11 protein-coding genes are annotated in these 12,462 nt (G+C 63.9%); all 11 read right to left on the reverse strand.

Annotated elements, in window-relative coordinates; all coding sequences use genetic code 11:
• Positions 1-21 precede the first annotated feature (21 nt).
• Complete coding sequence (locus ACVWZ4_RS34615) at positions 22-957, reverse strand: carbohydrate kinase family protein (protein WP_456702723.1); 936 nt, start codon at positions 955-957, stop codon at positions 22-24.
• A 5-nt stretch (positions 958-962) separates the two neighbouring features.
• Positions 963-2,609 carry an FGGY-family carbohydrate kinase gene (locus ACVWZ4_RS34620; protein WP_456742132.1) on the reverse strand — a complete coding sequence of 549 codons (1,647 nt, stop codon included), beginning with the start codon at positions 2,607-2,609 and terminating at the stop codon, positions 963-965.
• Positions 2,610-2,647: 38 nt separating this feature from the next.
• Positions 2,648-3,421 (reverse strand): SDR family NAD(P)-dependent oxidoreductase, encoded by a 774-nt coding sequence (locus ACVWZ4_RS34625; protein WP_456742133.1) that lies wholly within the window; start codon positions 3,419-3,421, stop codon positions 2,648-2,650.
• A gap of 20 nt (positions 3,422-3,441) precedes the next feature.
• Positions 3,442-4,449 (reverse strand): ABC transporter ATP-binding protein, encoded by a 1,008-nt coding sequence (locus tag ACVWZ4_RS34630; RefSeq protein WP_456702720.1) that lies wholly within the window; start codon positions 4,447-4,449, stop codon positions 3,442-3,444.
• A gap of 16 nt (positions 4,450-4,465) precedes the next feature.
• Positions 4,466-5,296 carry a carbohydrate ABC transporter permease gene (locus ACVWZ4_RS34635; RefSeq protein ID WP_456702719.1) on the reverse strand — a complete coding sequence of 277 codons (831 nt, stop codon included), beginning with the start codon at positions 5,294-5,296 and terminating at the stop codon, positions 4,466-4,468.
• A gap of 4 nt (positions 5,297-5,300) precedes the next feature.
• Positions 5,301-6,173 (reverse strand): carbohydrate ABC transporter permease, encoded by an 873-nt coding sequence (locus ACVWZ4_RS34640; RefSeq protein WP_456702718.1) that lies wholly within the window; start codon positions 6,171-6,173, stop codon positions 5,301-5,303.
• Between the two features lie 89 nt (positions 6,174-6,262).
• On the reverse strand, positions 6,263-7,516 hold the full coding sequence (locus ACVWZ4_RS34645; protein ID WP_456705230.1) for an ABC transporter substrate-binding protein: 1,254 nt from the start codon (positions 7,514-7,516) through the stop codon (positions 6,263-6,265).
• A gap of 297 nt (positions 7,517-7,813) precedes the next feature.
• Complete coding sequence (locus ACVWZ4_RS34650) at positions 7,814-8,764, reverse strand: sugar-binding transcriptional regulator (RefSeq protein ID WP_456702717.1); 951 nt, start codon at positions 8,762-8,764, stop codon at positions 7,814-7,816.
• Between the two features lie 6 nt (positions 8,765-8,770).
• Positions 8,771-9,433 (reverse strand): HAD family hydrolase, encoded by a 663-nt coding sequence (locus tag ACVWZ4_RS34655; protein ID WP_456734611.1) that lies wholly within the window; start codon positions 9,431-9,433, stop codon positions 8,771-8,773.
• Positions 9,434-9,649: 216 nt separating this feature from the next.
• Positions 9,650-10,840 (reverse strand): multiple monosaccharide ABC transporter permease, encoded by a 1,191-nt coding sequence (gene mmsB, locus ACVWZ4_RS34660; RefSeq protein ID WP_456702715.1) that lies wholly within the window; start codon positions 10,838-10,840, stop codon positions 9,650-9,652.
• Positions 10,837-12,414: a multiple monosaccharide ABC transporter ATP-binding protein gene (gene mmsA, locus ACVWZ4_RS34665; protein ID WP_456702714.1), complete on the reverse strand. Its 1,578-nt coding sequence runs from the start codon at positions 12,412-12,414 to the stop codon at positions 10,837-10,839. The genes mmsB and mmsA overlap by 4 nt, the downstream gene beginning before the upstream one ends.
• Between the last annotated feature and the right edge of the window lie 48 nt (positions 12,415-12,462).

The following is a 12,462-nucleotide window of genomic DNA, read 5'->3' on the forward strand; positions in this document are numbered from 1 at the left end:
ACATCCCGGGAATCGCGCGGACTACCAGCTCCAGCTGATCTCGTGGCTCCAGGGCGGATCGGCACCGGGGCGGGTGCAGGTCAGGCCGGCGCAGTTGGCGGCAAAGGACAGCGCGCGGCGGAGCTCGTCTGGGCCGATGTCCTTCAATTGCGCCCGGGCGATACGCTCTTGCTTGTAAAGCGCGAACAGCAAGGCAGCCTGAAAGGTGTCGCCGGCGCCGATGGTGTCGGCGACCTCAATCTTCGGCGCCTCGACCTCGATCTGCCCGGCCTTTGCATGCCAGGCAATGGCGCCGTTGTTGCCGCGGGTGACCACGACAAGGCTCGGACCCCGCCCCAACATCGCGCTCGCGCGCTGTTGATACGACTCTTCGCCGAAAAGATAGGCGAAGTCGACGTCTGACATTTTGACGAGATCGGCGCTGGCAGCGAACTCATTCATTCGTGCGAGATAGGCCGGTTTATCCTTGACGAGGTTGGGCCGGCAATTCGGATCGAAGGAAATCGTCGACGAGGCCTTCGCATCCGCAATCAGAGCCTTCGTTTCGGCAGCGCCCTGGTCGTTGACCAGCGTGGTCGAGCCGACATGGACAGCCGCCACCTTATTGAACGGAATGGTCCCACGCAGAAACCTCCAATTCCGCGTCGCGGTCTCGGCGTCATAGAAGGCGTAATTGGACTCGCCGGCGACGATGCGCACGAAGGCCAGCGTGGTCTGATGATCGCCGCGGGTGGCGAGACCCAGATCGACGTTCGACGCCACGGCGTGCTCCGCGATCATGCGTCCGAACATGTCCGTCGAGATGCCGCCGACGAAACCCGTCGGAGCGCCGAGCCGCGCCATCCCGATCGCAACGTTGAGACAGGAGCCGCCAACCGCCGGCATCACGGCCTCGCGTCCCTCCGCGTTTCTCGTCGGCACGAAATCGATCAGCGCATCGCCGCAGGAAATCAGCATGTCCCTCAACCCTTGACGATATCGCGCATCGCCGCGCGGCTGCTGCGATCGACGTCGCGCAACAGCTTATATACCTCGCGCTTCCTCGTGTGAAACGCCGCCATTTCAGGCGTCGTCGGCTCGCTCTTGCGCCCAAGCGCCGACATCTTTGCCATGGTCTCGCCGATCGAGGCATAGGCGCCACCGGCGACCGCGCCGAGCATCGCTGCACCCAGCAGCACCGGCTCCTTCGTCTGGGGCAACGCGACGGTGAGGCCGGTGGTATCAGCCATGATCTGCCGCACCAGCGGGCTGCGGCTGGCGCCGCCGCCCATGATCATGATGCCGGCATGCACGCCATGTGCGGCAAAGGCCTCGATCACCTCCGCGAGCCCATAGGCGAGCCCGCACAGACCCGCGATGAACAGCCGTTCCATCGAACCGACATCGGTGTCGAGATCAAGGCCTGCGATCACCGCGCGCGTATCGGGATCGGCGTAAGGCGAGCGATTGCCGATGAATTCGGGGAGCACGTGGACGTCGCGGGCGAGCAGCGCTGCGCGGCTGGCATCGCCGGCACGCGCGATGATGCGGCGTTCGAGGAACTCGATGAGGTCGACACCCTCGGTCTTCGCCGCCGCGCTCGCCTTCGCGTGTCCCGGATGCGACTTCAGGAGATGGTCGATCGCCGCGCCGGCGGCCGACTGCCCTCCCTCGTTGAGCCAGAAGTCCGGCACCATGCCCGAATAATAAGGACCCCAGACGCCGGGCACAAAGCAGGGGTCCTTCGTCGTCGCCATGATGCAGGCCGACGTCCCCATGATGTAGGCCAGGCGGTCCGTGACATCGGTCGTTCCGCCCGACCCGTCACGGCCGCCAATCGCGCCGATGCCGCCGGCATGGGCATCGATCAAGGAAGCACCAACCGGAATGCCTGCGGACAGGCCGAGATCGGCGGCGGCCTCGCGGGTCAGACCAGCACCGAGCCGTGTGCCGGGTGCGACGATCTCGGTGCCGATGCGGGCGTAGTTCTCGCTGACGAAGTCGGCCAGGCCAATGCGCTTGAAGAACGGGGCACTCCAGCCGCCGCCATCATGCGCGAGGTAGTTCCATTTGCAGGTAACGGTGCAGGTCGAGCGCTGCAGCGATCCGGTGGCGCGCCAGGTCAGATAGTCCGCCAGATCGAAGAAATGCCCGGCGGCGTCAAAGCTCGCACGCATGTGCCGCTTGAGCCACAACAGTTTCGGCATCTCCATCTCGGGCGAGATCGAGCCGCCGACATAGCGCAGCACGGCGTCTTCGGTCTCGTTGATCAGCCGCGCCTCCGCGATGGCACGGTGATCCATCCAGACGATGACGTTGCGCTGCGCCTCGCCGGAGGCGCTGACCGTAACCGGCTGGCCCCTGATATCGAGCACCACCAGGGAACAGGTTGCGTCGAAACCAATGCCGCCGACGCTCTCAGGCGCAATCGCTGCTTCCGCGATCGCCGCCCGTACCGATTTGACGCAGGCCTCCCAGATATCTTCCGACGACTGCTCGACGATGTCGCCGGCCTCGTGCCAGATCCGAATCGGATGCCTGGCGGTCGCAAGCAGCGTTCCCGCTTCGTCAAACACCCCTGCCCGCGTGCTCGTGGTCCCTACGTCGACGCCGATATACGCTCGCGGCATTGTCGCTCCCGGTCGCTTCCGTCAGTCTTGACGCAAGCCTACCAGCAAGTGTAGCCGCCATCCACCAGCACGATGCTGCCGGTCATCAGGCTGGCAGCCTCGGATGCCAGGAACAGGACGACCGAGGCGATCTCCTCGACCTGCCCCATCCGCGCCATGGGGGTTCCACCGATCCAGGCGTCGTACATCTTGGCGTTGCTTTTCACGAAGGCGTTGAGCGGCGTCTCGATATAGGTCGGCGCCACCGCATTGACGCGGATGCCCCGGGCGCCCCATTCGGCGGCCAACGACTTGGTCAGATGGTGCACGCCGGCCTTCGAGGCATTGTAAAAGCACTGCTCCTGCGGCTTGTTGACGATGAAGCCGGACATCGAGCCGACATTGACGATAGCGCCGCTCTTGGCCTTGAGCATGTGCTTGCCGAACTCGCGGCAGCACCAGAAGGTGCCGTTGAGGTTGACGTCGATGACATTGAGCCAGTGCTCGTCGGTCACCGTCTCAGCCGGCGTTTCGCTGCGGGCAATTCCGGCATTGTTGACGAGGACGTCGACCCTGCCGTGGCGGGCAACGAGATCGTTCGCCACCTCCGCCACCCGTTTGGTGTCGGTGACGTCCATAATGGCGGTCTCGATATCGTAACCTTTCGCCTTCAGGCTGGCCCTGGCATCGCCAGCGACCTTGCCGTCGCGGTCGCCGATGATCACTTTGGCTCCGGCCTCGGCCAGCGCTTCGGCGCAGGCCAGGCCAATGCCCTGCCCGCCGCCGGTGATGAACGCGGTCTTGCCGCTCAGCTTGAATTTCTCCAGATACATGGTCGTCTTCCCGTTTCTTGTTAGTTCCTGATCGCATTGCCGCTGGCATCGAAGCGGTGAATGCGGGCGGGATCCGGCACCAGCGACACGCGGTCGCCGGCATGCAGGCTCAATTCGCCGATGTAACGCGCCGTCAACATCCCGAGCGGCCCCGCATCGACGTAAAGAAAGGTGTCGCTGCCGAGGTGCTCGGCCACCGCGATCGTGCCCTGCCAGCCGCCACCACCGTCGCGCTCAATCTTGAGATGCTCTGGCCGAACGCCGATCGTAGCGGCGCCCTGCTGCGCGGCGCTTTCGCCTGTCACGAAGTTCATCTTGGGCGAGCCGATGAAGCCGGCGACGAAAAGGTTGGCAGGCCGCTCGTACAGCTCCAGCGGCGAGCCGTATTGCTCGATTTTGCCGGCGTTGAGCACGACGATCTTGTCGGCCATGGTCATGGCCTCGACCTGGTCGTGGGTGACGTAGATCGCCGTGGTGCCGAGCTGCTTCTGGAGCCGTGTCACCTCGATGCGCATCTGTACGCGCAATGCGGCGTCGAGATTGGACAGCGGCTCGTCGAACAGGAACCCCTTGGGCTCGCGAACGATGGCACGGCCGATCGCGACGCGCTGGCGCTGGCCGCCGGAGAGCTCACGCGGCTTGCGGTCGAGGTAAGGCGTGAGGTTCAGCGTCGCAGCGGCGGCCTCGACCTTGCGGTTGATCTCGTCCTTGGGCAATCCCGCCATCTTCAGGCCGAAGCCGATATTGCCACGCACGCTCATATGCGGATAGAGCGCGTAGGACTGGAATACCATCGACAGCCCGCGCCTGGCGGGCGGCGTGTCGACGACATTCTTGCCATCGATCAGGATGGCGCCGCCCGTGACATCCTCAAGGCCCGCTATCAGCCGGAGAAGCGTAGTCTTGCCGCAGCCGGACGGACCGACGAAGACAACGAAAGATCCGTCGGCGATATCAAGATCCGCGCCCTTGATGATGTGCACCGGGCCAAACGATTTCTGTACGCCCTGAAGTGTGATCTGACCCATGTTCCGCCAGCCCCTTTTACTTCACCGCGCCGAAGGTGAGCCCGCGCACGAGCTGCTTCTGGCTGAACCAACCGAGGACGAGAATGGGAGCGATCGCCAGCGTGGATGCCGCTGACAGCTTTGCCCAGAACAGTCCTTCCGGACTGGAATAGGACGCGATGAACGTCGTGAGCGGCGCGGCATTCGAGGTCGACAGGTTCAACGTCCAGAACGCCTCGTTCCAAGCCAGGATCAGATTGAGCAGCAAGGTCGACGCGAGCCCCGGGATCGCCATCGGCGTCAGCACGTAGACGAGCTCGCGGCCGATCGTGGCGCCGTCCATGCGCGCCGCTTCGAGGATGTCGCGCGGGATCTCTTTGAAATAGGTGAAGAGCATCCAGATGACGATCGGAAGATTTCCGAGGCAAAGGATAAAGACGAGGCCGATGCGGGAATCGAGCAATCCAAACATCTTGTAGATCAGGTAGATCGGGACCAGAACGCCGACCGGCGGCATCATCTTGGTCGACAGCATCCAGAGCAGGAGATCCTTGGTGCGCTTGGTCGGCGAGAACGCCATCGACCAGGCCGCGGGGACCGCGATCACGAGCGCAACCAGCGTCGAACCGCCGGCGATGATGATCGAGTTCATGGCGTGGAGCAGATAGTCGCTGCGCTCCTGCACCGTCGCATAGTTTTCCGTGGTCCAGTGGAAGAATAGGAAGGATGGCGGGATGGCAAAGGCCTCGAGCTCGGTCTTGAAGCTCGCCAGCACCATCCAGAGGATCGGGAAGAAGATCAGGAAGCCGAAGAACCATGCCCCGATCGTCGAGATCGCTACCTGCTGTGTGGTTGACTTGCGCGCCATGATGTCAGGCTTCCAGGTTGCGGCCGACGATGCGGACGAGGAAGAAGGCGACGACGTTGGCGATGACCACAGCCACGAGGCCGCCTGCGGATGCGCTGCCGACGTCGAACTGGATCAGCGCCTGCGAATAGATCAGGAAGGCGATGTTGGTGGTTTGCAGGCCGGGCCCACCGCCGGTAGTAACGAAGATTTCGGCGAACACGGTCAACAGGAAGATGGTCTCGATCAGGATTACCACGGTGATCGGGCGTGCCAGATGCGGCAGCGTGATGTAGATGAAGGTCGAGATGGCGCTGGCGCCATCCATCTCGGCTGCCTCCTTCTGCTCCTCGTCGAGCGATTGCAGCGCAGTGAGCAGGATCAGGGTCGCGAATGGCAGCCATTGCCAGGCCACGATCAGGATCACCGAGAACAGCGGCAGGTCGTTGAACCAGTCCACTGGCGTCAGCCCGATCAGCTTGGCGAGCCAGGCGAACAGGCCAGACACCGGGTGCATCAGCAAATTCTTCCAGACCAGCGCGCTCACCGTCGGCATGACGAAGAATGGCGCGATCACCATGAGCCGGACGAAGTTACGGCCGATGACGGGCTGGTCCATCAACAGCGCCAGGGGAATACCCAGCAGGATCGTCAATGCCAGCACCGAACCGACCAGCACCAGCGTGTTCTGAAGCGAGGCGAGGAAGGCCGGATCGGTGAGGAAGTAGCGGAAGTTTTCAAGCCCGACGAACGATTCCGAGCCGGGATCGAGCAGGCTGTAATGCAGCGTCGCAAAATAGATCGTCAGCGCGAGCGGAACGATCATCCAGATGAACAGCAGTCCGACGGCCGGGGTCAGGAGCGACCGCGCCAGGAATTGCGTCTGCCGGGTTGCCATCCTCAGGCTCTCCGCTTGGAGGAAGAAGGCGGCCATCCATCGCGCAAGGAGTGGATGGCCGCGAGTTTGAGCTCAGGGAGAGCTCGGGTTCATTTGATGTAGCCGGCGCGCTTCATCTCACGCTCGGTTGCGGATTGCGCAGCGGCGAGCGCCGCATCGACCGTCATCGAGCCCGCAAGCGCGGCGGAGAACTGCTGCCCCACCTGCGTGCCGATGCCCTGGAACTCGGGGATCGCGGCATATTGCACGCCGACATACGGCACCGGCTTCACGGTTGGATGGTTCGGGTCCGCCGCGTCGATCGAAGCCAAGGTCATTTTGGCGAACGGGGCGGCCTTCAGGTACTCAGGGTTCTCGTAGAGCGAGGTGCGCGTGCCCGGCGGCACGTTGGCCCAGCCTTCCTTCGAGGCCACGAGCTTGGTGTAGTCCTTGCTGGTGGCCCAAGCGATGAACTTCTCGGCGGCTTCGGCCTTCTTCGAGCCGGCGGGTATGGCGAGGCTCCACGCCCACAGCCAGTTGGCGTTCTTGCCGAGTCCGGCGTTGGGCGCGAGCGCAAAACCGACCTTGTCGGCGACCTTGGAGTCCTTTGGATTGGTGACGAAGGATGCCGCCACCGTCGCATCGATCCACATGCCGCACTTGCCGGCGTTGAACAGCGCCAGATTCTCGTTGAAGCCGTTCGAGCTCGCGCCGGGAGGGCCGGCCTCCTTCATCAAATTGACGTAGGTCGTGAGCGTCGTCTTCCATTCCGGCGTGTTGAACTGCGGCTCCCACTTCTCGTCGAACCAGCGCGCGCCGTAGGAATTGGCCATGGCCGAGAGGAAGGCCATGTTCTCGCCCCAGCCGGCCTTGCCGCGCAGGCAGATGCCATAGACGCCAGCGTTCTTGTCGGTCAGCTTCTTGGCGGCGTCGATGATGAAGTCCCAGGTCGGCTTCTCCGGCATCTTCAAGCCGGCCTTGTCGAACAGGTCGGTGCGGTACATCACCATCGAGCTCTCGCCGTAGAACGGCGCGGCATAGAGCTTGCCGTCGACGGAGACCGCATCCCTGATCTTCGGCAGGAGGTCGGCGACGTCGTAATCGGCGCCGAGATTGGCGAGCGGCACCAGCCAGCCCTTCTTGGCCCAGATCGGCACCTCGTAGGTACCGATGGTCAGCACGTCGAACTGGCCGCCCTTGGTGGCGATGTCGGTGGTGACGCGCTGGCGCAGGACGTTTTCCTCGAGGGTCACCCATTTCACGGAGATGTCGGGGTTTGCCTTGGTGAATTCGCCGGTCAGGCCCTGCATCCGGATCATGTCGCCGTTATTGACGGTGGCGATCGTCAGGGTCGTTTCAGCCATCGCGGGGACGGCAAGCAGTACGTATGCGCCGCAGACGGCGCCCAGAACGTGTTTCACGGTGTCCTCCCTCAACTCGCGCTTTGAGCATATGCCCACGCGTTGAGCGTATGTTCGGCCGAGGTGCGGCGGATGTCAAGCAGGCGCGCACGCATCTCGGCAACTTATGAGTGCTGCGGTGCGGGAGCGGACGGCGTAGTGCGTGCGCGGATGATGATCATTATTCGAGCCGAGCGCCCACGGCTTGCTCGACCTCTTCCGCAAGCGGGAGAGGGAGCCGAATCCCGTTGCCGCGCCAGCTCAGCGCTCCAGGATCGCCCTGGCGGTGGCCTCGTCGGTGATCAGGCCGTTGATCAGCCGCCCGTTCAGCGCGGCCGCAATCGCCGGCACCTTGGCCGCACCGATTGCGGCCCCGATCGTCGTGGTCTTCGCCGGCACCTCCGGCGGAATGCTGGTGAGGCGCTTGTTGGTGCCGGCCTTGAGCAGTCGCCCCTTGGAATCATAGGCCCAGCCGGTGATCTCGCCGATGGCACCCTGCCGCATCATCTCGAACAATTCGTCACGCGTGACAAAACCGTCGACATGGACCTGCGCCTTCTGGTCCATCTGGCCGATGCCGACGAGGCGCAGATCCGCCTTGGCTGCGACCGCCTTCACCTTGGCGATCGGCTCGATCCGTACCATCTTGTTGCGCTCGTCTTCGGACGACATCAGGAACGGCAGCGGCATCGGATAGTGCCGCGCGCCGGTCCGGTCGGCGAGACGGCCGACGGTGTCGTAGAAGCTCGCCGAGCCGTCGGCCGAGATGTTGCCGACCAGCGAGACGATCTGATGGTTGGGCCGGTCGATCGGCGTGACGCGCTCGACCGCGGCGCGCACCGCCCGCCCCGTGCCAAGCGCGACGATCACGGGCGTCTCCGAGCGTAGCGTCGCATCGAGCAGGTTGGCGCAGCGCTCGGCGATACCGGCCGTGGCCTGGGGCGCAGCAGAGTCGGCCGGCACGACCTCGCAATGGCTGAGGTGAAACCGCTCCTTCAACCGTGCGGCCAGTTCCATGCAGGCAGCGATCGGATGATCGAGTCGAAAGGTGATGAGCCGTTCGGCGAGGCACAGCGACACCAGCCGCTGCGCCGAGGCGCGCGATACCTGCAGCATCTTTGCGATCTCGTCCTGGGTGTGGCCGGCAATGAAATAGAGCCAGCCGGCGCGCGCGGCGTCATCGAGCCTTGATTTTTCGTTCTCCGCGGCCATACGGCCTCACGCCTCCCAGAAATCGCTCATGTGCGCGAAGACCCGATCGGCTCCGGCAGCGGATAATATAGCCCGGCCATCGCGGGCGCGATAATGGCCACCGCCGACAAATCCCCAGACCGTCATGCCCGCCGCCTTGGCGGCCTGTACGCCGCTGACACTGTCCTCGATCACCAGCGTGCGCGAAGGGCTGGCCTGCATCTTCCCGGCGGCGTGCAGAAAGAGATCCGGCGCCGGCTTGCCGCGCCTGACCATCTGCGCGGTGTAGAGCCGATCGCCGAAATGCGGCGCGAGGCCGGTGACATCAAGCGACAAGGAGACACGGTCGAGGTCGCTCGACGATGCGACACAGCGCGGCGTATTCAATTCGGACAGGACCGCGCCGACGCCGGGGATCGGCTGGAGCGCGCCCGCAAACGTCTCGAGCACACGGGCCTTCAGGCGCGGAAGAAAGTCGTCAGGCAAGGCCTGGCCGAGATCGCCATAGTGCTCCTCGATCGCCTTGGTGCTGCGTCCGAGAAATAGCTCGAGCGCCTGCTCCACGCTGAGTTGAAAACCGAACTCCGCCAAGACGTCGGACAGGCAGCGACAGCTGAGCAACTCGCTGTCGACGAGCACGCCGTCACAATCGAAGATGATGAGATCGGGTTCAGGCCGGCGCTGGTCCATCCCCGCATTCGATCATATACCCAGATGATGAGCAATAGCTCACAAGGGAACAGAGCGTCTCGGGGCGTGGCGGGCCTTTCCGTCAGGTAGGCGGGCAAAGCGACTTGTCCGCCGTCGGTCGAAGGAGCGAGGGCAGAGGCGCGCCCACCACTTCTTTTCAATCGGGGAAAGATGGTGGGCCCGGTGCTGCGCGCCGATGCCCACCCACGAGACCACCTACCGCCGCTGGTTATACACGTCGATGCAGACGGCTCCGAGCAGGACCAGGCCCTTGATGACCTGCTGGTAGTCGATGCCGATGCCGAGGATGGACATGCCGTTGTTCATCACACCCATGATCATGGCGCCGACCACGGCGCCGCCGACCCGGCCCACGCCGCCATAGGCCGAGGCACCGCCGATGAAGCAGGCGGCGATGACGTCGAGCTCGAAGCCGAGACCCGCTTTCGGCGTCGCGGTGTTGAGGCGTGCGGCGAAGACGAGCCCGGCGAGCGCGGCCAGCACGCCCATGTTGACGAACGTGAAGAAAGTCAGCCGCTCGGTCTTGATACCCGACAAGCCAGCCGCCTTGGCGTTGCCGCCGACGGCATAGATATGCCGGCCGATCACGGTACGGCGGGTGACGAAGCCATAGAGCGCGATCAGGACGCTCATGATCACCAGCACGTTGGGCAGGCCACGATAGGTCGCGATCAGATAGGTGAAGTACAGCACGGCGCAGGCGAGCACCACGCTCTTGCCGAGGAAGAACGCGTAGGGCTCGACCTCGATGCCGTGCGAGACCTCGCGCGCGCGGCCCTTGGCGCTGGCGTAGACCAGCCCCAGCGCCAGCAACGCGCCGATCAGCATCGATGTCGGATGCAGCGTACCGGTCTCGGGCAGCAGTTCCGGAATGAAACCCGAGGACAGTTTCTGGAATGTCGACGGGAACGGCCCGAGCGATTGGCCCTGCAACACCGCGAGCGCGAGACCCTTGAACACGAGCATGCCGGCCAAGGTCACGATGAAGGACGGGATCTTGAAATAGGCCACCCAATAGCCCTGCGCGGCACCAATGGCCGCGCCGACGATGAGACAGGCGATGAAGGCGAGGGTATAGTCGACCTTGTAGGTCACCATGAGGAGAGCGGCGACTGCGCCGACGAAGCCGGCGACCGATCCGACCGACAAGTCGATGTGCCCGGTGACGATCACCAGCAGCATGCCCAGCGCCATGATGACGATGTAGCTGTTCTGCAGCACAAGGTTGGTCAGGTTGAGCGGCTGCAGCAGCGTGCCGCTGGTCATGACCTGGAAAAACAGCATGATCGCGATCAGCGACATCAGCATGCCGTAGTTGCGCAGATTGTTCTTGATGAAGCTGCCGTGCCGGCGCTCCTCAGGCAGCGAAACCGTCTTGTCGGTCATGGCTGCGACCCTCCCATCTCCGCGGCCTCGACCGCGCCGTTACCGTTGCTTCGTTCGTTGCGCATGATGGCGCGCATGATCTTTTCCTGTGTCGCATCCGCGCCCCGGAACTCGCCGACGAAGGCGCCGTCGTTCATGACGCAGATGCGGTCGCAGATGCCGAGCAGCTCGGGCATCTCCGAAGAGATTACCACCACGCCGCGGCCGGCCTCCGCAAGCTCGTTGATGATACAATAAATCTCGTATTTGGCACCGACGTCGATGCCCCGTGTCGGCTCGTCCAGGATCAGCACCTTGGGGTCGGTCATCAGCCATTTCGACAGGACGACCTTCTGCTGGTTGCCGCCTGAGAGCTGGCCGGTCTCCTGGTAGACGTCGGAACAGCGGATCCGCATGCGGTTGCGGTAGTCGCTGGCGACCTTCAGCTCGGCGATATCGTCGATCACCCGCCGCGGCGCGACCTGGTCGAGGCTTGCCAGGGTAATATTCTTGCGGACATCGTCAGCCAGAATCAGGCCGAGCTGCTTGCGGTCCTCGGTGACATAGGCAAGGCCGGCGTCGATCGCGGCGGCAACGCTCGGCAGCGCGATCTCATGGCCCTCAAGCACGATCCGGCCGCTGATATTGGTGCCCCAGGAGCGGCCAAACAGACTCATGGCGAACTCGGTGCGGCCTGCCCCCATCAGCCCGGCGATTCCAACGACCTCGCCGCGCTTCACGCCGAAATTGACGTTCTTGATCACCTGCCGTTCGGGATGAATGGGGTGGTAGACCGACCAGTTCGAAACCTCAAGCACAGGCCCGCCGATCTGAGGCTTGCGCTCGGGAAAGCGATGGGCGAGATCGCGGTTGACCATGCTGCGGATGATGCGGTCTTCCTGAATCGGCTCGGCGCGGCAGTCGATACCGTCGACCGTGCGGCCGTCGCGCAGCACGGTAATGTGGTCGGCAACGCGGGCGACTTCGTTCAGCTTGTGGGAGATCAGGATCGAGCCGATGCCCTGCTCGCGAAACTTCATCAGCCGTTCAAGCAGCGCGGCGCTGTCGGCCTCGTTGAGGCTCGCGGTCGGCTCGTCCAGGATCAGCATCCGCACGCGCTTGGATAGGGCTTTCGCAATCTCGACCAGCTGCTGCTTGCCGACGCCGAGATCGGTGATCAGCGTATCCGGCGACTCCTTGAGGCCGACCTGCGCGAGCAGCTCGCGCGTGCGCCGGTAAACCTCGTCGCGATCGATCACGCCGAGCCTGGAGGGCGGGTGCGAGAGAAAGATGTTTTCAGCGATCGACATCAGCGGGATCAGCGCCAGCTCCTGGTGGATGATGATGATGCCGAGCGCCTCGGAATCGTTGATGTCGCGGAAGCGGCGCTCCTCGCCCTCGAAGACGATGGTCCCCTCGTAGCTGCCTGCCGGGTAGACCCCGCTCAGCACCTTCATCAAGGTCGATTTGCCGGCGCCGTTCTCGCCGACCAGGGCGTGGATCTGGCCAGCCTCGACCGAGAAGTTGACGTCGCGCAGCGCCTGCACACCAGCAAAACTCTTGCTGACGTTCCGCATCTCCAGCATGGCGGTCATTGGTTTCGTCCCGTCTATTCAATTCACCTCTCCCCGCTTGCGGGGAGA

It is taken from the genome of Bradyrhizobium sp. USDA 4472, assembly GCF_054058595.1.